The sequence below is a fragment of the Pannonibacter sp. SL95 genome (genome assembly GCF_026672425.1).
Taxonomy (GTDB): Bacteria; Pseudomonadota; Alphaproteobacteria; order Rhizobiales; family Stappiaceae; genus Pannonibacter.
Genome location: NZ_JAPPRC010000006.1, coordinates 89,303 through 116,103 on the forward strand (window position 1 = coordinate 89,303; position 26,801 = coordinate 116,103).

The following is a 26,801-nucleotide window of genomic DNA, read 5'->3' on the forward strand; positions in this document are numbered from 1 at the left end:
AGGATACAAGTTACGGCATGAAACCTGATAAGGCATGTATTCGGCCGAAAAGTATATCTTGTAAATAATGCGATATGTAAACTCACATAGCGGAACTGCGAAATCAAATTGGGCGCCGCCAAGTGTTGTGGTTGGGTGGGCGAAGTATATAATTCAACTTTAGAAAATGCGAATTTCCGACGTCGGCTTGATGCTATGATGGTACGCTCCAGCTTCAAGCTTGAGCAGGATCATCGTGACGCACCGGTCTGCACAAACGAAAAACCCCTGCGTGACATCCCGAGAGGAAGGTCAACGCAGGGGTTTGTATTCTGCTGCCGAGTTCAGCCTGACTGGTGTCAGGAGACTGGTGTCCGAAGGCTGGCGCGATGAGGCCATCTATGGCCGCAGCGCTCACTCGTCCATCTTGAGGGCCTTGATGAAGGCTTCCTGCGGGATCTCGACCTTGCCGAACTGCCGCATCCGCTTCTTGCCTTCCTTCTGCTTTTCCAGAAGCTTGCGCTTGCGGGTGGCGTCGCCGCCATAGCATTTGGCGGTCACGTCCTTGCGCAGGGCTGCGAGGGTTTCGCGCGCGATCACGCGGGCACCGATGGCGGCCTGGATCGGGATCTTGAACATGTGCCGCGGGATCAGGTCCTTCAGCTTCTCGCACATGGCACGGCCACGGCGCTCGGACTGCGAGCGATGGATCAGCATCGACAAGGCGTCCACCGGTTCCTCGTTGACGAGGATCGACATCTTGACGAGGTCGCCTTCGCGATAGTCCGTCAAGGTGTAGTCGAAGGACGCGTAGCCCTTGGAGATAGACTTCAGCCGGTCGTAGAAGTCGAAGACGACTTCGTTGAGCGGCAGGTCATAGGTGACCATCGCGCGCGAACCGACATAGGCCAGATCCACCTGCACACCGCGCCGGTCCTGGCACAGCTTGAGGATCGCACCGAGATACTCGTCCGGCGTCATGATGTTGGCGCGGATCCACGGCTCGCGGATTTCCTTGATCTTCACCACATCCGGCATGTCGGCCGGGTTGTGCAAGTCAACCTCGGTGCCGTCCGTCAGGGTCATCTGATAGACCACCGAAGGGGCGGTGGCGATCAGGTCCAGATCGAACTCGCGCGACAGGCGCTCCTGGATGATTTCGAGGTGCAGCAGCCCAAGGAAGCCGCAGCGGAAGCCGAAACCGAGTGCGGCCGAGGTTTCCATCTCGAAGGAGAAGCTGGCGTCGTTGAGGCGCAGCTTGCCGACGGCGGCACGCAGATCCTCGAACTCGGCCGCATCCACCGGGAACAGGCCGCAGAACACAACCGGCTGCGCCGGCTTGAAGCCCGGCAGCGCCTCGTCACAGGGCTTGCGCTCGTCGGTGATCGTGTCACCGACGCGGGTGTCGGCCACTTCCTTGATCGACGCGGTCAGAACGCCGATCTCGCCGGGTCCAAGCTCGTCGATGGGGATGAACTTCGGCGTCATGACGCCGATGCGGTCCACTTCATAGGCCGCGTTGGTGCCCATCATGCGCACGCGCTGGCCACGCTTTAGCGTGCCGTCGATGATGCGCACGAGCACCATCACGCCGAGATAGGCGTCGTACCAGCTGTCGACCAGCATGGCCTTCAGCGGCGCGTCGCGGTCGCCCTTCGGCGCAGGCAACTTGTTGACGATGGCTTCCAGCACATCATCGATGCCAAGGCCGGTCTTGGCCGAGATCATCACCGCTTCCGACGCGTCGATGCCGATCACCTCCTCGATCTGCTCCTTGACCCGGTCCGGTTCGGCGGCGGGAAGGTCGATCTTGTTAAGGACGGTCACGATCTCGTGGTTGTTGTCGATCGCCTGGTAGACGTTGGCCAGCGTCTGCGCTTCCACGCCTTGGCTGGCGTCGACCACCAGCAGCGAACCTTCGCAGGCGGCCAGGGAGCGCGACACTTCGTAGGCGAAGTCGACGTGACCTGGCGTGTCGATGAGGTTCAGCGTGTATTGCTTGCCGTCCTTGGCCACGTAGATCAGGCGCACGGTCTGCGCCTTGATCGTGATGCCGCGTTCGCGCTCGATGTCCATCGAGTCGAGAACCTGATCGGTCATCTCCCGGTCCGTCATCGTGCCCGTCATCTGGATGAGACGGTCGGCGAGAGTGGACTTGCCGTGGTCGATATGGGCCACGATGGAGAAGTTGCGAATATTGGAAATGGGCTGGCTCGTCATGGTCGAGCGTTTACCACTCCCTTTGATTTGCGCAAAGGGGATTGCGGAGCGAAGACGCGGAGAATTTGAGCTTTTGCCGACGAATTCGCGGTTGCGGCAACTGGCGTATTCCCACCTGAGGGCAAACAGGCTAGGCGGATTGCGAACACGACCCTAAAGGATGCCACCATGCTTCTTCGGCCCGCCACGCTCGATGACGTCCCCGCCCTTCTCGACATTCACAATGATGCGGTCCGGCGCCTCGCCGCGATCTGGACGGACAAGCAGGAAACGCTGGCAGAGCGTCAGGCCTGGTTCAATGGCCGGACCGGTGCTGGGCTGCCGGTGGTCGTGGCCGTGGACGATGCCGGAACGATCCTAGGGTACGGCAGCTATGGTCCCTTCCGCGCCAAGGAGGGCTACCGGCTGACCATGGAGCATTCAGTCTATGTGACTGAGGCTGCGCAGGGTCGGGGCGTCGGCAAGGCGCTTATGCAGCGGCTCATCGCCGAAGCAAAGACCGCAGGCGTCCATGTGCTCGTCGGCGCGATCGACGCCGAGAATGCGACCTCGATCGCCCTGCACGCGCGACTGGGTTTCGAGACGACCGGGCGCCTGCCACAAGTGGGGTTCAAGTTCGGCCGCTGGCTCGACCTTGTGTTCATGACCCTGATCCTGGACAACGCTCCGGCTCCAGCCGCCGGAACGGCCGTCTGAGCCTGTCTCAGCGTGCCGTCAGCACGCTGGTGCAGTCCTTCGGCAGGGCCGAGAGGGCCATTGGCCGCTTCTTCTCGACAGGGGGCGGGGCGCCCGTTATCGGATCTAGCTTAGGCACCCAGGGTTCGTCCGACAGCCACCAGGTGAGGTCCGCGCCGCAGCCGTCGCCGGGAGGCGGTGCGTCCTGGTCGGAACAGCCGGCGCTGCCGGCCGGGCAGGCGATGCGGACATGGAAGTGATAGTCATGCCCCCACCAGGGCCGGACCTTGTTGAGCCAGGCCCGGTCACCGGTTTCGAATTCGCACAGGGCCTTCTTGATCGCCGGATTGACGAAGATCCGCGCAACACGCTTGTCGCGCGCCGCAAATCGGATCAGCGCGGCATGAGTGTCCGTCCATTTCGATGGATCAACGCTGCGGTCTGCCCCGGCCTTGTCCTGCGGATGCTTGACCATCGAGATGGCGGAAATGTTCTCCCGTTCTTCGGCGCTCAGGATGCGGTTCGGCATCGGCGTGAGCCAGAGGTCTGCATCAAGGCCAATCTGGTGACTGGAATGGCCTGATGTCATAGGCCCGCCGCGCGGCTGTGCCAGATCACCGACCAGCAGCCCGTTCCAGCCGAGCGTCGGGGCCGCCTTGGCAAGGTCCTGAAGATAGCGGATCAGGTCCGGATGTCCCCAGTTTCGGTTGCGCGACAGGCGCATGACTTGCCACGTCGGACCGTTGACCGGCAGTGCGTTCGCTCCGGCAAGACAGCCCTTGGCGTAGGATCCGATCGAGCGGGCCGCAAGCGGTGCCGGGCCCTTCATCGCGCCGAAATAGTCCTTGGCCGGAGCATCGCCTTTCAGCGCCGCTGGCGTCACAGGCGCTGCGTCGGGCTGGGGCGACGCTGCCGGCGCAGCTGCGGCGCTGCTGCTGGCCGAGGGCTTTGCAGTGGGCACCGGCCCTGCAGCCACTGCCGGTCCGACAAGCAGCGCAAAGCCGGTGGCGACGGACACCATGCCAAGGGCAAGCCTTGACCGTGTGCTGCAACTCGGACGGCGGCGCAGTGTCATGATCGGATCTCCGCGATGGGCCAGTGGCCCCGGCTTCGAATCCTGCGCCGGAGGCATTTACGTTTCCTTAATCATGCCCTGGCTGCGGTCAAGCTGCGGCAGAGCAGGTTGTTCCGGCCTGCGGCGCTGTATCCCCATGAAGGGCAGCGGCGATGATGGCCGCGAGCCGGTCCAGCACCTGCGCGTGGTCGCGAATGATGAGGTCCGCTGCGCCGTTCAGCAGCAGAAGGTTGCCGGGCCGGGCATTGTCCCAGTCTTCCGCTTCGGCCGGGACGGTGCCGTCGATGCGGATGTAGGTCGGTCCATCCATTTCGTTGAACAGCAACTGGGCCGCTTCGGCAACGCCCTCCGCCTGCGCGCTGGTCAGGATCGACCAGACCGGCGCACCATTAGAGGGCAGCATCCAGCCATGCGCGCCCCAGTTTTCCGCCTGAGCCGGGTTGATGGCGCGATCTGGGGCATGGCCGACGCCAAGCGACAGGATGACGATGTCACGTGGCGCCCAGCCCTGCCGGCGCGCAGCCGCATAGGCGACCAGAACCGGATCGGCATGGACGACGCTGCCGTCGATGATCGCCTCCTGGCGGCCGAGCGTCAGGTTGTCGAGCCGTGCCGGCTCGAAGAACGAGGGCGCAGCCATTGCGCCGCGCACACCTTGCCAGATGTAGTAATCGTCTGGTCTTGCGCCTGTTACGGTCGGAGTCGTGCCCATCAACAAGGTGCGGCGGTGCTCGATGTCATAGCCGGTCAGGACCAGGTGCGTCAGGGCGCTCTGCATGGAGGTCCAGCCGAAGCGTTCCTTCAGCATCTGTTCGAGCAGGCGGGCGTCGTAACGTTCATCGAAGACACCGAACGGATGCGTCACGAAGCGCGAAATCCGCTTGCGCAGGCTGTGGCTGAACAGGGCGCGGGCATCTTCCTCGAAGAACCTGCGCAGCTCGGCAAGCGTTGCCGCAACCTCGCCGTGGCCACCGGTTGCCTTGGGTGCGGCAAGACCAGCGGCAATCAAACCGCCGGTGGAGCTGCCGCACATCAGGTCGAACAGGCGATACATCGGCAACTCGACGCCAGCCTGTGTCAGCTTTCCCTCCAGCGCTTCCAGAACACGCAAAGGGATCAACCCCCGCATGCCGCCGCCGTCGATGGAAAGAATGAACCGCTTTGTCGCTGCCATGTCCTGCCTCATTCGTGTGCCGTCAAGCGCCCCCGCATGCGCCCCGAGCCGGAGATCCGGCTGCGAGGATTGCAGTTTTGGTGAGGAATGAGACCTGGGCAAGGCCGGGGCAAGGCAGTTGCCCCGGAACGTGAAGTCAGGGTTAGGGAATGGCAAATGCGCCAAACCCGTCCAGCCGTCAGCCGGGCAACTGGACAAGCTGCTTGTACATGAAGGTGCAGTCCTCGAACCGCTGCTTGCGCGGGTCGAGGGCGTAGGCCGGGATGTGGCCGATGACCTGATAGCCGAGGTCAAGGTAGAGCTGCTCACCGGCGTCGCCGGTTCGGGTGTCGAGGGTGAGAAGGCTCCGCGACCGGGCTGCGGCACATGTTTCGGCTTCCAGCATCAGCGATCGGGCAATGCCCTTGCGGCGGTGCTTGGGGTGAACCAGAAGCTTGCGCACATCGGCGCGCTGCGGCTGGTTGGCCGGCGTATCGGCAGCCAGCTGCACGGTGCCTGCAACCTCATCGCCGACCAGCGCGACGATCAGGTCAACGTCGCCGGTTACAACGCCCGGCAAGACCTTGCCGCGCCAGAAACGCAGCGCGTCGGCGGGGCTGAACGGGTCAACGAAGCTGACACTCGCCCCGTCGAGGACGCAGGCGGTCAGCACTTCGGCAAGGCCAACGACGTGATCTTCAAACGTGTCCGCGGTCAGGCGGACAAGGCGTGCGGCAGGGGCCGGCGTTTTCTCGGCAAGGGTCATCTGTCACCTCTGTTTGTCGGGATTCTTGGGTCGGGATCACGCCCGGACCTGATCTGTAGTTTTGGAGCTGCTGTCGTTCACACCAGAAACAGCAGGTACCGCGCGCCACTCTCGCCGGGCGTCTCGTAGGAATTGCTGCCGGTCAGGCGGAACCGAAGGCAGTCGCCGGCGGAGAGGTCATGCCGGACGTTGCCTAGTGTCACCGACAGCGTGCCTTCCAACATCACCAGGTGATGCTCTAGGCCGGGCCGGGGCGGGGCGTCATAGGCAATGCGGGTCGCAGGGGGGAGGGTGGACTCCAGCACCTCTCCGGCAAGCGATCGGGCTGGCGGCGAAACGATCCGCCGGCGATAGCCGGTGTCGGGATCCGTCCATAGCACTTGCGCGGCCAGCGGAACGCGTGCTGGCGCCTCGTCTTCGACCATCTGCATCAGCCGGGACAGGGTGATGCCATGCGCCGTTGTCAGACGGGCCAGCACCTGGGCCGTTGCGCTGACGTCGGCGTTCTCAAGCCGGGACAGGGTCGCCCGGCTGACGCCACTGCGTTTGGCGAGGTCATCGAGTGACCAGCCCTTGTCCAGGCGCAGCTGACGCAGTCGCTGGGCAATCTGTGAATCGAGGTCAGTCTCGGGGGGAGATGCGTGCGTGTTTTCCATATTCGGGAATATTTCCCAAATATGGGCGGCCGTCAAGCCTCGGCGAAGGCGTTCTCCAGGCGAAGCGGGCGGGTCATCGCGCCGTCGCAGCTCAGAACATACAGCTTGTCCGGTTCCACCGCACGCCACCGGGCGCAGGCCCCCTCCAGCGGCTCGGATGCAAAGGCGCGGCCGCCGTGGTCCAGGCATTCGGAGAGATAGAGGGTCGGGGCCTGACCATCGTCGGCGAAACGGAACGCGTAGAGTTTCTCGCCTTCGGTGAACACGCAGGTCAGCCGGATCGGCTTTTCCCCGGTCGTGCGACGCGCGGCGATGTCCAGCACCTGCGACAGTGTCTTGTCCAGCGCGGCCTGCGGATCGGTGTTGAGGCCATTGGTCATCAGCAGCAGGAAGAACAGTTCGCTGTCCGTCGTGCCTTTCCGGCAGGCGTAATAGTCCTCGTCGATCAGCATCTCCATTTCACGGCGAATGCGCGTGAAATCGCCGATGTTGCCGTTGTGCATGAAGGACCAGCGGCCGCAGGAGAATGGATGGCAGTTGTCGCGCGAGGTAGCGCCCGTTGTCGCGGCCCGCACATGGGCGAGGAACAGTCGTGCCTTCACCAGACGGCAGATGCTCTGCAGGTTCGTGTCGGCCCAGGCCGGCAGCACGTCCTTGAAAAGGCCCGGCTCTGTCTGGTGGCCATACCAGGCGATACCGAACCCGTCGCCATTGACCCTGAGCTTTGCCTCCTGCGCATCAAGGCTCTGGACAAGCAGGGAATGTTTCGGCTTGGCGATGATGTTTTCGAGGGGGATCTCGGTCCCCAGGTAGGCAGCCAGACGGCACATGGATCAACAGGACCTGCAAATGGAGAAACGCACCGAAGGTACCCGGCAAAGGATCCCTCCAATCCCGGCAAGATTAAGGAGGTAGGGTTGGGATGAGATCCGGATTTTTCGGTATTCTTCAGCGGCGACGCTCAAAGTGTCCCATCTGATCGTTAATGGTTCGATACTTTTCCCATGCTGCAAACGGAGCATTGGAACGAATTCGCTTTGACTGCTTGCGGTTTCCGGGTCGCCCCAGGTTCGAGGCCTCGCAGTGGTTAACGTGATGTTAACCATTCTTTTGCAAGGCTGATTTCAGGATCTGCCGCAACCGGTGCGCAGACCATGCCGGAGCCATCCGATGCAGCTCTCGATCCAGTCGACGACCACCAGTGCAAGCCTCTTTGCCATGCAGCAGGGCAGTCTCGACGCAGGCGGGCGCGGCAAGGCGGGCGGAGCAGATGAAGGGCCTGCCAAGGCTGTTCCGGTGACCAATGTCCTCGACCTTGCCGCGAAGAAGGCAGAAGAAGACGCCGTCGTCATTTCCGCGCTGCAGGAAGCCGTCGAGAAGGGCAAGTCCGAGAAGGACGACGACGACAAGTCCGGCAAGCTGGCCACGATCGAGGACTATCTCGATACGGCAGGCAAGATCCGCGGTGCTCTGGGTGAAGAAGGCGGACAGGGCGCGAGCGCAGCCTATGAAAGCGCCACGATCACCGAAACCGTGATCGAAGGCGAGATCGGTGGCCAGAAGATTTCCGCCTCTTTCGTCTCGTTTGACCGGGTCTCCTACAACAGCCAGACCGGCCTGACGTCCCGTTCCGCCAGCGCGATGAACATCGAAGTCAGTGGTAACGGCGTTTCCTCCAGCTACCAGAGCGCATCGGTGTCCTCGCTTTACGCTGGCACCGACAAGCAGCTCGGCAACCTGATTTCTGGCTTCGCCTGAGCGGGTAGCCACACCCCAGTCCCGTTGCACCGCGCCACGCGTCCGGAATTGACCGGACAGCCTGCCCCCTTGAGCGACTTCGCCTGACCGGCTACATCCGCATCAACCGGCCGCGTTCCTTGCGGCGGACGCAGCCAATCGTGTGGCAGTCTGGGAGATCAGCGCGTGGACAATCTGAAGGCGGAACTGCTGCGCGGCCTCTGGTACGTGGCCTGCCTCGGCGCCGAGATCAAGCCGGGCGCCATGACCGGCAAGAAGCTGATGGGCGACATGGTGCTGCTTGGCCGTGACAAGGCCGGCAAGGTGTTTGCCCTGCGCGACATCTGCCCGCATCGCGGTATTCCTCTTCGCCACGGCAAGTTTGATGGCGAAACGGTGCAGTGCTGCTATCACGGCTGGCGGTTCAATACGGACGGCGTCTGCGTCGACATCCCCTCGACCCATGAAGATCAGGTCATCGACTTCTCCAAGATCACCTGCGGTGCCTATCCGGCGATCGAGCAGCAGGGCCTCGTCTGGGTCTATTTCTCTGCCGCTGGCGAACGCCCTGAGGACGGCCGCCAGCCACGCCCGCCGATGCTGCCGGACTTCGATGCCGCCACCGGCCCGGCGCTGCATATCATGCAGCCCTTCGTCTGTTCGGTTGACCATGCGGCGCTGGGCCTTATGGATCCGACCCACGCCGCCTTCGTGCACACATCCTGGTGGTTCAAGAAGAACGCCACAAAGCTGCGTCCCAAGCGCAAGGAATTCGAGCCGTCAGAGCTTGGCTGGGCCATGGTGCGCCACAAGCTGCCGCCGCAGAACATCGCGTACAAGCTGCTGGGCGACGACGTGACCACTGAGATCCGTTACGCCCTGCCAGGCCTGCGCATCGAGCATATCAAGGGCTCGAAGCACTCCGTCGTCGGCCTCACCACCATCACCCCGGTCACGGAAGACGAGACGGAGGTCCGTCAGATGTTCTGGGCGTCGATGGGCTGGATCGGACCGTTCAAGCCACTGATGCGGCATCTGATGAACGTGTTTCTCGGCCAGGACCGGCGCGTGGTCATCCAGCAGCGCGAGGGGCTGGAGTACAATCCGAAGCTGATGCTGATCAACGATGCCGACACCCAGGGCCGCTGGTGGATGCAGCTGAAGCGCGAGTGGACGGATGCGCAGGCCGAAGGCCGGGAGTTCCAGAACCCGGTACGTGGCCGGGTCCTGCGCTGGATGAGCTGACCGGCAACCGATCTCAACAGGATGAGAAAGCCCTTTTGGAGGCAGGGGCTTCAGACTGCTGACAAACCTTTTGTCGTCATCCCGGGCGCAGCGAAGCGGAGACCCGGGATCGGCGAGTCACGGTCTTCCAGTTTTAACTCGTTGAAATATTTATGCCTCGGCTCTCCGGTCCCGGCTCGGCGCTTCGCCCGGCCGGGATGACGCCGGAGAGGTCCAGGCCTGTCATCATGCTGAAACGCCCGGCTTGCGACCGGGCTCTTTCCGTTTTGATGATCTGACGCGAGGCGTCTCAGTTCTTGTCGAAAGGCGTATCGTCTTCGGCGGCCAGCAGCATGGGGACATCCTCCCACTCGGCCTCGTCACCATCCCAGGACCAGTCGCCCAGCATTTCGATGGTGTCTTCGAACGCGTAATAGCGGTTTGCTGCCAGCCAGAGCGTATGGGTCTCTTCGCTCTCCTTCGCAACTTCCGCTGCTTCCAGGTGATAGCCGAAGTCTTCCGGGTCGGCCGGCCGGAAACCGCCTTCGTCCATGGCGATGGCGCCGTTCTCGAACAGGACGTCGATCGTGGGGCGAAGATCGGCAAAGCCAAGATCGCCGGCAACCGCCACATAGGTGCCCCAGACGAAGCTGTCCGGCGCCGGCTTGACGGCCGTCGGGAAGGCGGCGAGCTGGGCATGGGCATGCGCGCGGTCAACAGCACCGGTCAGCACGCCATGCGCCCAGGCGACCATCATGGCGTCGCGAGCGAATTCATCGGCTGCATTGTTGCTGAACCCGGCTTCGAGCGCAGCGTGGTTGCCCGGGTTGAGGGCAATCAGGATCGGCCCCATCGTCTCGGTCATGGCATCGCCGAACAGCGCCTCGAGGTCGAGGTTTTCCGTCTGCAGCAGGCGCATGAGCGGTGCAAAGGCCTCGCTTGCGCCGATGTCGGCCAGAATGTGCAGGGCGATGAAGCAGGCATCGCCCTTGACGTCGCGCTGGCTCAGCGGCCCGGTTCCGCCGTTGGCGCGATCTTCCAGGATGGCGAGCAAGCCCGGCTTGGCGGCTTCGGGCGCATCAAGGCAGGCCTTGACCGCGTCTTCCGGGAAGCCTTCTCCGGCGGTAAAGGCATCGATCAGGCTGGCAGCATCGAGCGCGGTCATGGTGAAGTCCTTGTCTTGCGGGCGGCTTCCTTTGGGCCGGAAACCTGATTGCGAGTGTCTTATCACGGCGCTCTAGCCGTGGCGATGACGGTTGCACAAGCACAAATTGACCGAAGCTTCAGGTTCCCCGGGGTTTTGCCCGGCGCGTTGCCTCGGCATTCAGCGGATCGTCCGGCCAGGGATGCTTGGGATAGCGGCCCTTCATCTCGCTCTTCACATCCGCCCAGGAGCCTGACCAGAAACCGGGGAGATCGCGGGTGATCTGGATCGGCCGGTGCGCGGGCGACAGCAGCTCCAGCGTCAGCGGAATGCGGCCATTGGCGACCGAGGGATGCTGCGCCAGGCCGAACAGCTCCTGCACCCGGATCGAGATTGTCGGTCCGGCTTCCGAGCCGTAGTCGATCGGCACGCTGGAGCCGGTCGGCGCGGTGAAATGCGAGGGTGCCAGCCGGTCCAGCTCCGCCGCGCCGCCATAGCCCAGAAGCCCCGCCAGCGCGTTGCCCAGCACCTCGGCCGAGACATCGCCGACCCGGCTTCGGCCTGCCAGATAGGGCGCCAGCCAGTCCTGCATCGTCGCCCCCAGCGCCGCGTCCGACAGGTCGGGCAGGGTGGTCTCGCCGGCGGCCCGGACAAAGCCGGCCCGGGCGCGCAGCCGCAGCTGGTCGTTGCTCCAGGGCAGGCGCGCGACGCCCCGGCGCGCCAGTTCCTCCACCAGCGCGGCGGTGACCAGTGCCGGGTCCGGGGCATTGATCTGTCGGCTCGCCAGCTCCAGCGCCCGCATCCGCCGCACCCGGCGCGCCCGCACGGCGCCGGAGGGCTCCAGCTTCACCTCGTCTTCCTCGGTGATGTCGGCGGCAAACAGCGTCTCGATGTCATCAAGGCCGAGCGGGGCGGCCAGCAGGATGCGCCCGCTCGCAGCCTTGCCCTGGATGTCGGCCACGGCGAGGAAAGGTTCGGCAGCCAGCGCCAGTTCTTCCGGCATGTCGGCCCCGCGCCCGTTGGCAAGACGGAAGCGGCCCCGCTGGCCGCGCTGCTGCGCGACGCGCTCGGGATAGGCCAGTGCCAGCACCTCGCCGGCCTGCTCAGGCAGATCCGCATCCGTGCTTCCCCGGCTCCGCCCGGCCAGATCGCGCCAGCGGGTGGCCAGCGCCCGGGCGTCGCGGGCGCGCGGGCTGCCGTCGGCTCTGAGGTGCCGCACCCGCTCGCGCAGGTCCACATCCTGCCCGCCGAGGCCCGGCTCGCTCAGGATCGCGGCGACATCGGCCGCCAGCCGGCCGAGGCCCAGTCCTTCGGCCTCCACCAGCATGTGCGCCAGTCGCGGTGCAAGCGGCAGCCGGGCAAGGCGCTTGCCATGCGGCGTCAGGCGGCCGGCAGCGTCCAGCGCGTGACAGCCCTGCAGCAGGCTGCGCGCCTCCTGCAGCGCAGCGGCGGGGGGCTGGTCGGGAAAGCTCAGGCTGGCCGGATCGCTCGTGCCCCAGGCGGCCAGGTCCAGCAGCAGCGAGGAGAGGTCCGCCTCGAGGATTTCGGGCCGCTCGGCGGCGGCCAGCGCCTGTGTCTGCGCCTCGTCCCACAGCCGGTAGCAGACGCCCGGTTCGGTTCGCCCGGCGCGGCCGCGCCGCTGGTCGGCGGTGGCACGCGCGACGCGCACCGTTTCCAGCCGCGTCAGCCCGGTCTGCGGCTCATAGCGCGGCACCCGAGACAGTCCGCTGTCGATGACGACGCGCACCCCCTCGATGGTCAGCGAGGTCTGGGCGATGGCAGTGGCCAGCACCACCTTGCGCAGGCCCGGCCCGGCCGGCCGGATCGCCAGATCCTGCGCCTTGCCGTCGAGCGCGCCATAGAGCGGGGCAATCTGGACCGTGGGGCCGACCTGGCCCTCCAGCATCTCCGCTACCCGGCGGATCTCGCCCTGACCGGGCAGGAAGACGAGCAGCGACCCGCTTTCCTCGGCCAGCGCCTTGCGGATGGCGCGGACCACCTGCGGCTCGATGCGCTCGTCCGGGCTGCGGCCGAGGTAGCGCGTCTCCACGGGGAAGCTGCGGCCCTTGCTCTCGATCACCGGCGCATCGCCGAGCAGCCGCGCAACGGAGGCCGCATCCAGCGTCGCCGACATCGGCACCAGCCGCAGGTCGTCGCGCAGCGCGCCCTGCACGTCGAGCGCCAGCGCGAGGCCCAAGTCGCCGTCCAGAGAGCGTTCGTGGAATTCGTCGAAGAGGACGCAGGCGATGCCGGGCAGTTCCGGCTCGTCGAGGATCATGCGGGTGAAGACACCTTCGGTCACCACCTCGATGCGCGTGCGGGCCGAAACCTTCGCATCCATGCGCACCCGGTAACCGACGGTCTCGCCGACCGGCTCTCCGAGCGTCTCCGCCATGCGCCGCGCCGCCGCACGCGCGGCCAGCCGCCGGGGTTCCAGAACGAGGATCCGGCGGCCGTCGGTCCAGTCGGCGGCGAGAAGCGCCAGCGGCACGCGCGTTGTCTTGCCGGCACCGGGCTCGGCGACGAGCACGGCCGAGGAGCTGCGCTGCAGCACGGAGAGCAGCTCCGGCAGCACCGCATCAATCGGCAGGGGTGCAGTGGCCTCGGCCAACGGAGAGGGCCTTTCCGGCTTGCGCCCGCTCAGTGCGGCACGGTCAGGGCCCCGGCCCGGGTCCATTGCCGGTGGCGGTGCCGACCGCGAACAGGGCCGGCGTGCGGGCAAAGGCCGCAAGCCCTTCCAGCGCCGGGTTCGGATGCCGGATCAGGAAGGTCGGGATCGAGGCCATCAGGCCAGCATGCGGGGCCTTGGCCTCGAAGGCCGCCCGGAACCCGCCGTCACGCAGGTAGTCGGCAATGTAGGACGTCACGCCCCCGGTGATGTAGACGCCGCCGCGCGCCAGCACGGTCAGGGCGAAATCGCCGGCGACACGGCCGAGGCAGCGGGCAAAGACCTGCAGTGTTTCCACCGCCACCGGATCGCCGTCGCTGGCGGCACGGGTGATCTCGGCCCCCTTGCGGAAGTCGCGGTCGGCCTTGCGCGCGGTGGCCACGGCCCGGGCCAGCATCGGCAGGCCGGTGCCGGAGAGAAGCTGTTCGGCGCCGACGCGCCCGCCGGCGCGTTCCACATGCGGCCAGATCAGGAAGTCGTCGTCGGTGACGGGTCCAAGCTCCACATGGCCGCCTTCGCCCGGAACCGGGATCCAGGTGTCCGCCGCATGGATCATGGCGGCCGCACCGAGCCCCGTGCCCGGTCCGAGCACGAACTTGGACGCCCCGGCCAGTGCCGTGCCGCCGCCGATCTGCTCGATGTCGGTCCCTGCCAGACCCGGCAGCGCCAGCGCCTGCGCCTCGAAGTCGTTGAGGATCACCACGTCTTCCAGCATCAGGCCGTCGATCATCTGCAGCGGTTCGACCACCCAGTGGGCGTTGGTCAGCGGGATTCGGTCACCGGTGACCGGTCCGGCCACGGCGATGATCGCGCTGCGGGGCTGCGGCGCGCGGGCCTCGGCGATCGAGGCCTGGATCGCGGCGGTGATGTCCGGATAGTCGGCGGTGGCGACCGCCGGCAGCGGCAGCGCCGGCTGCGTGGCGTCCATCACCAGCGCGAAGCGGGCATTGGTCCCGCCCACGTCGCCGACCAGGACGGGAAAACGGAAACCGCGCGGGCGCGAGGAGGAAAGGCTCATGGGCGGAGATCCGCAATCTGGGGCGTGGTCGAAGTGGACGAAAGGCCTGTCAGCCGGGCCGAGCGCAGCAGGATCTCGGCGGTGGACAGGTTAAGCGCCATCGGGATGTCATAGACGAGGGCGAGGCGCATCAGCGCCTTCACGTCGACATCATGCGGCATGGGCGAGAGCGGATCGACGAAGAACATCAGCCCGTCGAGCTGGCCTTCGGCGATCATGGCGCCGATCTGCTGGTCGCCGCCGAGCGGGCCGCTCTTCAGCCGGGTGACGTCAAGCTCCGGGCAGGCATCCTTGATGCGGCCGCCGGTCGTGCCGGTGGCAACCAGGCGATAATCGACCAGCTTTTCCCGATTGCGTTCAGCGAAGGCCACGATGGTGTCCTTCTTGGCATCATGCGCCACAAGCGCCAGCACGGGTTTCTGTACCGAGCGCTCCGAGCCGTCTGCCTGCATGCCGTCGTCTCCCGTGTCACGGGGCCTTGCCGCCACCGTCCCGTATGGTTCGGCACAGCTTTAGCGATTTCAGCCGGCAAACGCAAAGCTGGACGATGCGTCATCGGAAAGTAGGGCTTGCTAAATTGGGGAGGACTCGCCTGGCGCAGCCCGGATGCCCCCTGTCAACACGCTGGTTGGTGCGGATCAGGGTTCATAGTTGCGGTTGCGCTGCTGCCAGCGCCGTTCGCCCTCCAGGCAAAGCGGATCGATGCTGGTGGAGACCCGCTGCACCCGCAGTGCACCCGGCGACGCTGCAGGCGCAGGCGGTGTGCCGGCAATCTCGAGCACCAGCTTGCGCCGGATTGCCTCGGCGAAGCGTTCGGCCCCACGGACCGGGATCACGAAGGCACCGGGACCGCCGATGACGCAAGTCTGGTAATAGACATCGAGGTTCTCCATGTCGCCCCAGCCGTCCGTCCTCAGTTTCAATTTCAGCGGCAGGCCGTTGATCACAATTCCTCTGGCAACCACTTCGTCGCGGGCAATCGGAGCAAACGTGCCCTGGTTGTTGGGGCCATCGCCGGAGATGTCGATGACCTTCTTCATCGCGGCGACGGGCAGGGTGTCAAACTGCTGGGCGGAAAACAGCAGCGCATCGCCGATGGCCGTGCGGTAGGCGCGCCGGATTGGCGCTTCGCCGAGGATGCTGGCGAAATTTTCCGCGTCTTGCGGCGTGGCGATGATCTGCCAGTCGACAAGGATCGACTGTGAGGCCGATCCGGCCCATTCCAGATAGCTGACGGCAATCTTTCCTGTCAGGCCGCTACGGATTGCCGACATCACTTCAGGAGAGGTGATTGCCGTCATGTATCCACTGCGCTGCAATGCCTGTTCGTCGGTGTCCATCGAGTGCGAAATGTCGACGGCCAACACCAGCGCGACATCCACTTCCTCGCGCACCTGTGCCGATGCCTTTGGGGCGGCCACCAGTCCCACCAGCACCAGAAGCCCGGCAACAAGAGTTGCCAACATGCGCGGCGCATGCCGCCTGGTTCCCGAGTGAAGTCCGCAGCCGTGAGAGGATCTGCCCGCCATGCCGCCCTCCTGCCGGCGCCGCACGGTAGCGGCGTCCGGCAAAGAGTGTCAGGCGACACGGTGTCCAAGCCAAATCGCGTTTGCGTGAGCGGTCAGTCGAACAGGGCGCAACTGACGGGCTTGCGCGCCGCCGCCGGGATAACAAGCGACTGGTGTTCCATCAGGCCTGCGATTTCCAGCACCAGCTTCATCCGGATGGCATCTGCGAAGCCCTCCTTCGAGCGCACCGGAATGGCAAAGGATCCCGGACCACCGATAACGCAGTCCTCGTAGTAGTGATCCAGATGCAGCATCGCCTGCCAGGCGGACGATTCCGACTTCATCATCAGCGGCAGGCCGTTGATGGTGATCCCGGCGGATGTCACCTTGTCCCGCATCTCTGTAATGGTGCCGCCCTGGTTGTTCGGTCCGTCGCCAGAGATGTCGATCACTTTGCGCATGCCCTCATACTTGTTGTCAGCAACAAGCTGGGCAGACTTTTCGAGGGCGGAGAAGATCGATGTGCGCTGAACCTGGCGCAAGGGGGCTTCCGCGATGCGGGCAGCAAAGGCTGCGGCAGTCGCCTCGTCCTCGATCACCATCCAGTCGGCAACAGTGAAATGCTCACCAACGCCGCCCCATTCGAAATAGGTAATGGCGATGCGTCCGGTCGGTCCGTACTTGATGGCATCAAGCACCTCCTGCGACGTGATCGCGGCGATATAGCCTGCGCGCTGGACCTCCTGTTCGTCGGTGTCCATCGACTGGGAAATGTCGACCGCCAGGACCAGCTCGACATCGACTTCGCTGGCCGGATCATAGGCCGCGAGCGACCTCGGCAGCGTCCTGTCAAACGCCGCAGCGGAAAGAGGGTTCATAACAAGCATCACCGCCGTAACCAGGGCGGTGAGGATGGCCTTTTGGTTTGTGCACAGCGTGAGACGCATGGTTGTTCTCCTTGCCTGGCCGAAGCCGATACCCACGCCTCCCTTGTTCATCGTTGTTGTTGCGGCTAAAGGTCCCGTTAATTTCAAGAACAGCCGATACCTTACGCAGCGAACCGGGTTAGAGTTAGCTGGCGCATGGATAATTTATTGCAAAACACATGCCAGAAACTTAGCCGGCAGGATTATGTCGGCAAAACAATGAGCGCACCCATTGCGCTTTTTTGCGAGGGCGGCAATTCTTGCCTGATCGCTAGGCAATTATTGCCGGGTTCCTGCGCAATGGCGGGAACGGTCGGCAAAAAATGCCTGCCGTAGCGGCAACTGGTCGACGCGGTAGCCGACCCGGTCTGGTGGCGTCATTTGTGCGAAAAACGAACAGAATTTGCCGGTTCTCCGTCGCGTTATGTGCTTGACGGCGCGGCTTCCTGTGGGCAATCTCTCTGAAGAAATTCTCAGCCGGTGAAGAAATTTTCATCGAGCGGCGCGCCGGATCAACCGGCGGGAGAGTGGGCACAATGTCCGCAACGGGGCAAGGCAGTGCAGGACGAGGACTGGACCACCTATTTGTCGATCAGGGCGGCCTGGCTGTCCTTTGTCGGCGGATGCACGCAGGGCGACATTGCCGCCCGGCTGGGGGTTTCGCCTGCCAAGGTGCACCGTCTTATCGCGCATGCGCAAAAGGAAGGCCTGATCCGGTTCCAGATCGATGGTCGTCCGATCGAGTGCCTCGAGCTGGAAGAATTCATCACCCGCGCCTTCGGCTTGTCGACATGCATCATTGCGCCGGACCTTGGCGCGTCTGATCCCGCGACGTCGATCCGTGCCGTAGCTTCGGTGGCAGGGCCATATCTCGCCTCGGTCTTGTCTGCGCCGGAGGTGACCCGCGTTGGCGTTGGCATGGGGCGGACATTGAAGGCGGCCGTCGGTGCGATGCCGCGCATCAGCCGTGCCAACCTCTCGGTCATCTCGATCTCCGGTTCGCTGATGCGCAAGCTGTCGGCCAACCCGTTCGATGTGGTGCAGCAGCTCGCCGAGCGCACGGGCGGCGAGGGATACTTCCTGCCGGTGCCGTATTTTGCCGAGAGCCTTGAGGAGCGCGACATGTTCCTCGGCCAGCGCAGTGTCCAGGACCTTCTCGCACTTGCGCGCCAGTCAGATGTCTTTGTCGTCGGCATTGGCTCGATCGACAACGAGGGGCACCTGGTCCAGCGCGGCATGATCAACAAGACAGACCAGGACGGGCTGCGCCGGTCACGTGCTGTCAGCGACCTGATGGGTCGATTTGTTTCGCTCGATGGAAAACCTGCCCCGACCCCCCTTGAGGAGGTGGCGGTGGGACTCCATTACGAGGAAGTGCGCGGTTCGCGCGTCATTGCGCTTGTGGGCGGTGAAAGCAAGGCGGAAGCCACACTTGCTGCATTGCGTACCGGCGTCATTACCGATCTTATTGCGGACGAAACCCTCGCCAGGGCTCTTCGTGACAGGATCGGCTGATAGGCCGTTTTCCGCCCGGGGCAAGCTCCGTGCGGAGGCAATGGCTGAGGGGAAGTGTACGGGGCTGGCCGCGGTGGCTGGACCCACGTGTCGGAGGATTGAAGCGTGAAGAAGTTTCTGATGATCAGCGCGGCCTTCGCTGGCCTTGCCATGTCTGGCGCTGTGCAGGCGGCCGATATCAAGCCGGCAGTGCTGTACGATCTGGGCGGCAAGTTCGACAAGTCGTTCAACGAAGCCGCCTACACCGGCGCTGAGCAGTTCAAGAAGGAAACCGGGATCGAGTACCGCGATTTCGAAATCCAGAACGACGCCCAGCGTGAGCAGGCCCTGCGCAACTTCGCCAAGCGTGGCCAGAGCCCGATCGTCGCCATCGGCTTCTCCCAGGCGAACGCCGTCGAGAAGGTCGCCAAGGAATTCCCGGACATCCAGTTCGCCATCGTCGACATGGTCGTTGACCTGCCGAACGTCCGTTCCATCGTCTTCAAGGAACACGAAGGCTCCTACCTGGTCGGCGTGCTCGCCTCGATGGCGTCCAAGTCCGGCAAGGTTGGCTTCGTCGGCGGCATGGACATTCCGCTGATCTCCAAGTTCTCCTGCGGCTACAAGCAGGGCGTGAAGGCTGCCAATGCCAAGGCTGAAGTGTTCGAGAACATGACCGGCACCACCGGTGCAGCCTGGAACGACCCGGTCAAGGGTGGCGAGCTCGCCAAGTCCCAGTTCGACCGCGGTGCGGACGTTGTCTACCACGCAGCCGGTGCCACTGGCATCGGCGTGCTGCAGGCAGCAGCGGACGCCGGCAAGCTCGGCATCGGCGTCGACAGCAACCAGAACGGCCTGCATCCGGGCAAGGTCCTGACCTCCATGCTGAAGCGCGTTGACGTCGCTGTGAACAAGGCGTTCTCCGACTCCAAGAACGACAAGTGGTCGTCTGGCGTGGAAGTTCTCGGCCTTGCTGAAGGCGGCGTCGACTGGGCTCTGGACGACAACAACAAGGCGCTTGTGACTGCCGACATGAAGGCTGCCGTGGAAAAGGCCAAGGCCGACATCATCTCCGGCACCGTCAAGGTCCATGACTACATGGCCGACAAGTCCTGCCCGTTCTGATCGGATAGCCAATAACCGGGCGCGCCGGGCTTCGGCGCGCCCAATTCTTGTTTCATCTGGTCGTGCCAGTCACGGCCGGTTTTCACGCCGGACATCGCGCCAGATCGCACGCCAGACCAGACGTCAGGCCGGCGGTTGTCGCCAAGCGCCCGGGAGCGCCCATGACCGCAGCAATCGAGCTTCGCAAGATCAACAAGTCTTTCGGGGCCGTTCACGCCAACAAGAACATTGATCTCGTGGTCGGCAAGGGCTCGATCCACGGCATCATCGGCGAGAACGGGGCCGGCAAGTCGACCCTGATGTCCATTCTCTACGGCTTCTACAATGCCGATAGCGGAGACATCATCGTCGATGGCCAGAAGGTCACGATCGCCGACTCCAAGGCAGCGATCTCGCTCGGCATTGGCATGGTGCATCAGCATTTCATGCTGGTCGATACATTCAGCGTGCTCGAAAACATCATCCTCGGCGCCGAAGATGGAACCCTTCTGTCCGGTGGCAGCGACAAGGCGCGCAAGGAACTTGCCCGCCTCGATGCCGATTACGGTCTCAAGGTCGACCCGGACGCGCTGATCGAGGATCTGCCTGTCGGTCTGCAGCAGCGGGTGGAGATCCTGAAGGCCCTCTACCGTGGCGCGGAAGTTCTGATCCTTGATGAACCGACCGGAGTGCTGACGCCAGCGGAAGCCGATCATCTGTTCCGCATCCTCGAGGTGCTGAGAAACCAGGGCAAGACCGTCCTTTTGATCACGCACAAGCTGCGCGAGATCATGGCCATCACCGATACCGTCTCCGTCATGCGCCGCGGCGAGATTGTCGCCACGCGCAAGACGTCCGAGACCAGCATGGAAGAGCTGGCCGAGCTGATGGTCGGCCGCCGGGTGCTGCTCACCGTCGACAAGGGCACCGCGGCGCCGGGCGCACCGGTGCTCAAGGTCGAGAACCTGACCGTTACCGATGCGCGCGGCGTGACCGTCGTGAAGAACGTGTCCTTCGAGGTCCGCGCGGGCGAGATCGTCGGCATTGCCGGCGTGTCTGGCAACGGTCAGTCCGAATTGCTGGAAACACTCGCCGGCATCCGCCACCCGAAGTCCGGCACCGTGACCATCGGCGGCGAAGTGCTGGATCTGGCCCATCATCCGGTTGATGCTGCCGGCATGCGCGCCAAGAGCGTCGGGCATGTGCCCGAAGACCGCCATCGCATGGGCCTCGTCACGTCCTTCGCCGAGTATGAGAACGCCATTCTCGGCTATCACGACGATCCCGCCTACTCGAAAGGCCCGTTCCTGAATCTTGCCGCCATCAAGGAGGCGGCAAAGGGCGAGATCGCCAAATACGACATCCGCCCGCCCAATCCGATGCTGAAGACCGCCAATTTCTCTGGCGGCAACCAGCAGAAGATCGTGCTTGCCCGCGAGATCGAGCGCGATCCCTCCGTGCTGCTGATCGGCCAGCCGACACGCGGCGTCGACATTGGCGCCATCGAGTTCATTCACAAGCGCATCGTCGAGCTGCGTGATGCCGGCAAGGCCATCCTGCTCGTGTCCGTGGAGCTGGACGAGATCCGCTCCATGTCCGACCGCGTGCTGGTGATGTTCGACGGGCGTATCGTCGGCGAGCGTCTGCCGTCGGCAAGCGAAGGTGAGATCGGCCTGCTCATGGCCGGTGTCGACGACGCCCGCACCGCGAAACTTTGACAGGGAGACGCCGCATGAGTGCCGGACAACTGCCGCGCTGGGCCGATCTCGGCCTTATTCCACTGCTGAACCTGACCGCCGCCTTCCTGGTCTCCGGTCTCGTCGTGCTCATCATCGGCGAGAACCCGATCGAGGTTGTCCAGATCCTGCTCTGGGGCTCGCTCGGCTTCGGCGAAGGCATCGGCTTCACGCTGTTCTACGCCACCAACTTCATCTTCACCGGCCTTGCTGTCGCCGTGGCCTTCCATGCCGGGCTGTTCAACATCGGCGGTGAAGGCCAGGCCTATGTCGGCGGTCTCGGCGTGGCCGCAGCCTGTCTGATGCTTGACAGTCTCGTGCCCTGGTGGGTGACGCTGCCCTTCGTGATCCTCGGTTCTGCTGCCGCAGGTGCCGCATGGGCCTTCATTCCGGCCTGGCTGCAGGCCAAGCGCGGCAGCCACGTGGTCATCACCACGATCATGTTCAACTTCATAGCTGCCTCGATGATGGTCTACCTGCTGGTGAACGTCATCGGCAAGGAAGGCTCTATGCAGCCGGAAACCCGCACCTTCGAGGATGGTGGCCGGCTGCCGATGCTGAATGACATCTTCCCCTTCTTCGATTTCGGTACCGCGCCGGTCAACCTGTCGCTGATCCTGGCGCTGCTGGCGGCCTTTGGCGTCTGGCTGCTGATCTGGCGCACCCGCCTCGGCTATGCGATCCGCACACTGGGCGCCAATGCCACGGCGGCTGTCTATGCCGGCATTTCGCCTGCCCGCATCATCATCATCACCATGATGATCTCCGGTGGCCTCGCCGGCATGATGGCGATCAACGAGATCATGGGCTCGCAGCACCGCCTTTTGATCGAATTCGTCTCCGGCTACGGCTTCGTTGGCATCGCCGTTGCGCTTATGGGGCGCGGTCATCCGGTCGGCATCGTGCTCGCGGCAATCCTGTTCGGCATGCTGTACCAGGGTGGTGCGGAACTCGCCTTCGAGATCCCCGCCGTCACCCGCGACATGATCCTTGTCATCCAGGGTCTGGTGATCCTGTTCGCCGGTGCGCTGGAATACATGTTCCGTCCGGCGCTGATCCGCATCTTCACCTTCGCCCGCACGCCGGCCTCCGCCGCGCCTGCCGCTGCAACCAAGTGAGAGGTCAGAGATGTTCGAGACCCTGATCCTCATCCTCGACAGCACGGTCCGCCTGTCTACGCCGCTGCTGCTCGCCTGCCTTGCCGGCCTTTATTCCGAGCGCTCCGGCGTCGTCGACATCGGCTTGGAGGGCAAGATGCTCGGCGCAGCTTTCGGGGCGGCCTGTGTTGCGTATCTCACGGCCAATGCCTGGCTTGGCCTTGCGGCCGGTATCAGCGTCGCCATCGGCCTGTCGCTCATTCACGGCTTTGCTTCGATCACCAATCGCGGCAACCAGATTGTGTCTGGCGTTGCGATCAATTTCCTCGCCGCCGGCCTGACGGCCCTGCTCGGCCAGGCCTGGTTTGGCCAGGGCGGGCGCACTCCGTCGCTGCCCGATGGTGGCCGGTTCCGCGAGATCACGCTGCCATTTGCGGACAGCGTTGCGTCGGTGCCGGTCCTCGGTCCGATCTATTCCGGGTTGCTGTCCGGCCATAACATCCTTGTCTATGGCGCGTTCCTGGCGGTGCCTTTCACCTGGTGGGTGCTGTTCCGCACCCGCTTCGGCCTGCGCCTGCGTGCCGTCGGTGAGAACCCGGCTGCGGTCGACACGGCAGGCATTTCCGTCACCTTCCTGCGCTACCGCGCCGTGATCATCTGCGGTGTCCTCTGCGGCATGGCCGGTGCCTATCTGGCCATCGCCCAGTCCTCCGGCTTCATCAAGGACATGACCGCGGGCAAGGGCTTCATTGCCCTGGCTGCGCTGATCTTTGCCAAGTGGAAGCCGGTCAACGCCATGTTCGCCTGCCTGCTGTTCGGTTTCCTTGATGCGGTGGCCATACGTCTGCAAGGCCAGTCCATCCCCGGCGTTGGCGAGGTACCGGTGCAGGTGTTCCAGGCGCTGCCTTATGTCCTCACCGTCATCCTGCTCGCCGGCTTCATCGGCAAGGCGATCCCGCCGAAGGCCAGCGGCATTCCCTATCTGAAGGAGCGCACATGAGCCGCGTTGATGAACTCTTCGCCGCCGCCAAGGCCGCGCGCGAAAATGCCTACGCCCCCTATTCCAGCTTCAAGGTCGGCGCGGCCCTCCTGACCGAGGGCGGACGCATCGTGCCCGGCTGCAATGTCGAAAACGCGGCCTATCCGGAAGGTGTCTGCGCCGAGGCCGGAGCGATTTCCGCCATGGTCCTCTCCGGCGAGCAGCGCATTGCCGAGGTGGTCGTCGTCGCCGACGCGGCGCTCTGCACCCCTTGTGGCGGCTGCCGCCAGAAGCTGAAGGAGTTCGGCGCCGGGTCGGTCAAGGTCCATATCGCCAACCTCGACGGCATTCGCCGCACCTTCACCATTGACGAACTTCTGCCTGCCGGCTTCGCGCTTCACGACTGAGGCGGCCGGCGGCCTGATCCCTTGAGCATAAGGACGATGAGACCCATGAGCGGCTCTGGTCACGATTGCGCGGCAGTAGTCCGCGCCGCCCGCCCGGGCACCTATCGCATTGGCATGATCCTCGGCTCCGGCCTCGGCGAGCTCGCCGGCGAGCTGGAAGATGCCGTGCATATTCCGTATTCGCAGCTCCCGGGCTTCCCGGTCTCGACCGTGTCCTCGCATGGCAGCGAGCTCGTGGCCGGCACCATGCACGGTGTTCCGGTGGTCATCCTGTCGGGGCGCGCGCATTACTACGAGAGCGGCAATCCTTCGATCATGCGCACCCCGGTCGAGACGCTGAAGGCGCTCGGCTGCGAGATCCTGTTCGCCACCAATGCGGCCGGCTCCCTGCGTGAGGAAGTCGCCCCCGGCCATCCGATGCTGATCACCGATCACATCAATTGGTCCGGTCTCAATCCGCTCATTGGCGAGGAAGACGAGAAGCGCTTCCTCGACATGACCACCGCCTATGACCTGGAGCTGCGGGCCGCCATGCACCGCGCGGCCAAGCACGAGGGCGAGCATCTGGCCGAAGGCGTCTACATGTGGTTCTCCGGCCCGTCCTTCGAGACGCCGGCCGAAATCCGCATGGCCCGCATGCTGGGCGCTGATGCGGTCGGCATGTCCACCGTGCCGGAGGTGATCATGGGGCGCTTCCTCGGGATGCGCGTTGCCGCCATGTCGATCATCACCAATCTCGGCGCCGGCATGCAGGCCCACGGCCTGTCGCATGACGAGACCAAGTCCGTCGCCAAGCTCGGTATGGAGCGCATGAAGCGTCTGGTGCGCGGCTTCGTGAAGGAGATCGCCCATGGCTGACCAGTCCGCTTCCGCCGCACTGGCCGCCCGCGCTCTGGCGCTGGTTGACCTGACCAACCTCAACGACGGCTGCACGGATGCCGACATCGATGCGCTTTGCGCCCGCGCCGTGACGCCGCATGGTCAGGTCGCCGCCGTCTGCGTCTACCCGGCCTTTGTCGCCCGCTCGAAGGCGCGCCTCGCCGGCACCGGCGTGAAGGTCGCCACGGTGGTGAACTTCCCCGCCGGCGGCGATGACACCGCCGCTGTCGTCCGCGAGACGCAGCTGGCCATCGCTGACGGGGCCGACGAGATCGACCTCGTCATGCCTTACCGCGCCTTCGTGGCTGGCCGCCGCGGCTTTGCCGAGGAGCAGATCATCCGCGTCAAGGCGGCCATCCTGGCGCCCGCCCAGCTCAAGGTGATCCTGGAGACCGGCGAGATCGGCGACCCGCTGCTCATCCATCAGGCCTCACAGGTGGCGATTGCTGCCGGGGCCGATTTCATCAAGACCTCCACCGGCAAGGTGAAGGTCAATGCCACGCTCGAGGCGGCGGAGATCATGCTCACCGTCATCGAGGAGACCCGCCGCGATCACGGCCGGCCGGTCGGCTTCAAGCCCGCCGGCGGCATCCGCACGCTGGACGATGCCGCCGCCTATCTGGCGCTGGCCGACCGCATCCTCGGGCCCAACTGGGCCACGGCCGCGACCTTCCGCTTCGGCGCCAGCGGCCTGCTCGATGCGCTTCTCGACGTGATCAAGGGCGGAACGGGTTCCGCACGCGAAGGATACTGACATGCTCGCCCAGGAAATCATCCGCAAGAAGCGGGACGGCGGCCAGCTCAGCCGCGAGGAAATCGGGTTTTTCGTCAAGGGTCTGGCCAGCGGTGGCGTCACCGAGGGGCAGGTCTCGGCGCTGGCCATGGCGATCTTCTTCCGTGGCCTCACCATCGACGAGCGCGTGTCGCTGACGCTGGCCATGCGTGACAGCGGCACCGTGCTGGACTGGTCCGATGTCGATGCTCCCGTGCTGGACAAGCACTCGACCGGCGGCGTCGGCGACAATGTCTCGCTGATGCTGGCGCCGGCGCTGGCCGCTTGCGGCGCGGCCGTGCCGATGATCTCTGGCCGTGGCCTTGGCCACACCGGCGGTACGCTCGACAAGTTCGACAGCATCCCGGGCTACAAGACCCAGCCGGACAACGAGCTGTTCCGCAAGGTGGTGAAAGAAGTCGGCTGCGCCGTCATCGGCCAGACCAGCGACCTCGCCCCGGCGGACAAGCGGTTCTATGCCATCCGTGACGTGACAGGCACGGTGGAAAGCATCGACCTCATCACCGCCTCGATCCTGTCGAAGAAGCTGTCGGCGGGTCTGCAGGGCCTGGTGCTCGATGTGAAGTGGGGCACGGGCGCCTTCATGGCGACGCTTGACGATGCGCGCAAGCTTGCTGAAAGCCTCGTGCTCGTTGCCAATGGCGCAGGCCTCAAGACCACCGCGCTGCTCACCGACATGAACGAGCCGCTGGCCTCCGCCGCCGGCAACGCCGTCGAGATGCAGAACGCTGTCGACTTCCTGAAAGGCACCGCCATCGACAGCCGCCTGTGGGATGTCACCGTCGCCCAGGGCGGCGAGCTGCTCGCAACTGGCGGTCTCGCCGCCACGGCCGAAGAGGGCTGCGAGCAGATGCGCGCTGCCTTCGAGAGCGGGCGTGCGGCCGAGAAATTCGCCGAGATGGTCACAGCGCTGGGTGGCCCGGCCGACTTCATGGAGAAGTCGGAACTGTACCTAGCCAAGGCCCCGGTGGTTGCGCCGGTCTATGCGGAGCGTCCTGGCACCGTGATTGGCGTTGATGCCCGCGCCGTCGGTGTGGCGGTGGTGGAGCTGGGCGGCGGCCGCCGCACCGCTGCCGACATCATCGACCCGTCTGTCGGCTTCACCGAGCTGGCGGGTATCGGACATACGGTCGATGCCGACAGCCCGATTGCCATCGTCCATGCCGCCAGCGAGGACGCGGCCCGCAAGGCCGCCGCTGCCCTCAACGCCGCCTATGTCACCGGCGACGCCAATGCTGTCCCTGACAACAGGATCGTGGCTGCCCGCATTGCGCCGTAGGCGCAATGCAAGGATTGATGCCATTGCGCCGTAGGCGCAATGCAAATTGAAAGTGCGATTGCGCTGTAGGCGCCGTGCCGGTGTCTCCCCCCCACCCCTAACCCCTCCCCACGAGAGGGAGGGGGACTTCCGGTGCGAGGGTTGAGTGCCGAGCCACTCGCCGCAGCCTGTTCCCCTCCCCCTTGAGGGGAGGGGCCAGGGGTGGGGGTGAACGGCGCAAGCCGAAGCAGCGCAAGCACGCCAGACCGTCCGAGGCAAGCGCCTCACGATGAAAGGACTAAGGA

At 64.7% G+C, this 26,801-nt stretch carries 24 protein-coding genes; 12 read left to right on the forward strand and 12 right to left on the reverse strand.

Annotation, left to right across the window (positions count from 1 at the left end; genetic code table 11):
• Positions 1-393: 393 nt before the first annotated feature.
• Positions 394-2,199, reverse strand: coding sequence for a translation elongation factor 4 (gene lepA / locus OVA12_RS17510; RefSeq protein ID WP_268139564.1), 1,806 nt, complete (start codon positions 2,197-2,199; stop codon positions 394-396).
• A 168-nt stretch (positions 2,200-2,367) separates the two neighbouring features.
• Between lepA and OVA12_RS17515 the strand changes: the two genes are divergently transcribed.
• Positions 2,368-2,895, forward strand: a complete 528-nt coding sequence (locus OVA12_RS17515; protein ID WP_268139566.1) for a GNAT family N-acetyltransferase — start codon at positions 2,368-2,370, stop codon at positions 2,893-2,895.
• A gap of 7 nt (positions 2,896-2,902) precedes the next feature.
• Here OVA12_RS17515 and mepA read toward each other — a convergent pair whose 3' ends face one another.
• The 5 genes from mepA to OVA12_RS17540 form a co-directional block, all read right to left on the reverse strand.
• Entirely contained in the window at positions 2,903-3,949 is a 1,047-nt protein-coding gene (gene mepA / locus OVA12_RS17520; protein WP_268139568.1) for a penicillin-insensitive murein endopeptidase, read from the reverse strand.
• Between the two features lie 88 nt (positions 3,950-4,037).
• A complete protein-coding gene (locus OVA12_RS17525; RefSeq protein ID WP_268139570.1) occupies positions 4,038-5,123 on the reverse strand; it encodes a patatin-like phospholipase family protein in 1,086 nt (361 codons plus the stop codon).
• A gap of 178 nt (positions 5,124-5,301) precedes the next feature.
• The gene (locus tag OVA12_RS17530) at positions 5,302-5,868 is read right to left on the reverse strand and encodes a GNAT family N-acetyltransferase (RefSeq protein WP_268139572.1); all 567 of its coding nucleotides are present in this window, start codon (positions 5,866-5,868) and stop codon (positions 5,302-5,304) included.
• Between the two features lie 77 nt (positions 5,869-5,945).
• Entirely contained in the window at positions 5,946-6,524 is a 579-nt protein-coding gene (locus OVA12_RS17535; RefSeq protein ID WP_268139574.1) for a helix-turn-helix domain-containing protein, read from the reverse strand.
• Positions 6,525-6,556: 32 nt separating this feature from the next.
• Positions 6,557-7,354, reverse strand: coding sequence for a class II glutamine amidotransferase (locus tag OVA12_RS17540; RefSeq protein WP_268139576.1), 798 nt, complete (start codon positions 7,352-7,354; stop codon positions 6,557-6,559).
• 340 nt (positions 7,355-7,694) lie between these two features.
• Between OVA12_RS17540 and OVA12_RS17545 the strand changes: the two genes are divergently transcribed.
• Both OVA12_RS17545 and OVA12_RS17550 read left to right on the forward strand, forming a co-directional pair.
• A complete protein-coding gene (locus OVA12_RS17545; RefSeq protein WP_268139578.1) occupies positions 7,695-8,282 on the forward strand; it encodes a hypothetical protein in 588 nt (195 codons plus the stop codon).
• A gap of 165 nt (positions 8,283-8,447) precedes the next feature.
• Positions 8,448-9,506: an aromatic ring-hydroxylating oxygenase subunit alpha gene (locus tag OVA12_RS17550; RefSeq protein WP_106753904.1), complete on the forward strand. Its 1,059-nt coding sequence runs from the start codon at positions 8,448-8,450 to the stop codon at positions 9,504-9,506.
• 289 nt (positions 9,507-9,795) lie between these two features.
• Here the strand turns inward: OVA12_RS17550 and OVA12_RS17555 are convergent, their stop codons facing one another.
• The 6 genes from OVA12_RS17555 to OVA12_RS17580 form a co-directional block, all read right to left on the reverse strand.
• Positions 9,796-10,650, reverse strand: coding sequence for a DUF1186 domain-containing protein (locus tag OVA12_RS17555; protein ID WP_268139580.1), 855 nt, complete (start codon positions 10,648-10,650; stop codon positions 9,796-9,798).
• A gap of 118 nt (positions 10,651-10,768) precedes the next feature.
• Entirely contained in the window at positions 10,769-13,306 is a 2,538-nt protein-coding gene (gene hrpB / locus OVA12_RS17560) for an ATP-dependent helicase HrpB (RefSeq protein WP_442793893.1), read from the reverse strand.
• The gene (gene glk, locus OVA12_RS17565; protein WP_268139584.1) at positions 13,284-14,315 is read right to left on the reverse strand and encodes a glucokinase; all 1,032 of its coding nucleotides are present in this window, start codon (positions 14,313-14,315) and stop codon (positions 13,284-13,286) included. Before glk ends, hrpB begins: the two co-directional genes overlap by 23 nt.
• Entirely contained in the window at positions 14,312-14,767 is a 456-nt protein-coding gene (locus tag OVA12_RS17570; RefSeq protein WP_268139586.1) for a methylglyoxal synthase, read from the reverse strand. The genes glk and OVA12_RS17570 overlap by 4 nt, the downstream gene beginning before the upstream one ends.
• A gap of 186 nt (positions 14,768-14,953) precedes the next feature.
• On the reverse strand, positions 14,954-15,781 hold the full coding sequence (locus OVA12_RS17575) for a DUF1194 domain-containing protein (RefSeq protein ID WP_268139588.1): 828 nt from the start codon (positions 15,779-15,781) through the stop codon (positions 14,954-14,956).
• Between the two features lie 155 nt (positions 15,782-15,936).
• Positions 15,937-16,770: a DUF1194 domain-containing protein gene (locus OVA12_RS17580; RefSeq protein WP_268139590.1), complete on the reverse strand. Its 834-nt coding sequence runs from the start codon at positions 16,768-16,770 to the stop codon at positions 15,937-15,939.
• Positions 16,771-17,307: 537 nt separating this feature from the next.
• Between OVA12_RS17580 and OVA12_RS17585 the strand changes: the two genes are divergently transcribed.
• From OVA12_RS17585 to deoA, 9 genes are all read left to right on the forward strand, one after another.
• On the forward strand, positions 17,308-18,264 hold the full coding sequence (locus OVA12_RS17585; RefSeq protein ID WP_268139592.1) for a sugar-binding transcriptional regulator: 957 nt from the start codon (positions 17,308-17,310) through the stop codon (positions 18,262-18,264).
• A gap of 105 nt (positions 18,265-18,369) precedes the next feature.
• Positions 18,370-19,368, forward strand: coding sequence for a BMP family lipoprotein (locus OVA12_RS17590; RefSeq protein ID WP_268139594.1), 999 nt, complete (start codon positions 18,370-18,372; stop codon positions 19,366-19,368).
• A 161-nt stretch (positions 19,369-19,529) separates the two neighbouring features.
• Positions 19,530-21,065, forward strand: coding sequence for an ABC transporter ATP-binding protein (locus OVA12_RS17595; protein ID WP_268139596.1), 1,536 nt, complete (start codon positions 19,530-19,532; stop codon positions 21,063-21,065).
• Positions 21,066-21,079: 14 nt separating this feature from the next.
• Positions 21,080-22,201: an ABC transporter permease gene (locus OVA12_RS17600; RefSeq protein ID WP_268139598.1), complete on the forward strand. Its 1,122-nt coding sequence runs from the start codon at positions 21,080-21,082 to the stop codon at positions 22,199-22,201.
• A gap of 10 nt (positions 22,202-22,211) precedes the next feature.
• The gene (locus OVA12_RS17605; protein WP_268139600.1) at positions 22,212-23,180 is read left to right on the forward strand and encodes an ABC transporter permease; all 969 of its coding nucleotides are present in this window, start codon (positions 22,212-22,214) and stop codon (positions 23,178-23,180) included.
• The gene (locus tag OVA12_RS17610; protein ID WP_268139602.1) at positions 23,177-23,566 is read left to right on the forward strand and encodes a cytidine deaminase; all 390 of its coding nucleotides are present in this window, start codon (positions 23,177-23,179) and stop codon (positions 23,564-23,566) included. The genes OVA12_RS17605 and OVA12_RS17610 overlap by 4 nt, the downstream gene beginning before the upstream one ends.
• 45 nt (positions 23,567-23,611) lie before the next feature.
• Positions 23,612-24,424, forward strand: coding sequence for a purine-nucleoside phosphorylase (locus OVA12_RS17615; protein WP_268139604.1), 813 nt, complete (start codon positions 23,612-23,614; stop codon positions 24,422-24,424).
• Entirely contained in the window at positions 24,417-25,199 is a 783-nt protein-coding gene (deoC, locus tag OVA12_RS17620; protein WP_268139606.1) for a deoxyribose-phosphate aldolase, read from the forward strand. The genes OVA12_RS17615 and deoC overlap by 8 nt, the downstream gene beginning before the upstream one ends.
• 1 nt (position 25,200) lies before the next feature.
• On the forward strand, positions 25,201-26,517 hold the full coding sequence (deoA, locus tag OVA12_RS17625; RefSeq protein WP_268139608.1) for a thymidine phosphorylase: 1,317 nt from the start codon (positions 25,201-25,203) through the stop codon (positions 26,515-26,517).
• Positions 26,518-26,801 lie beyond the last annotated feature (284 nt).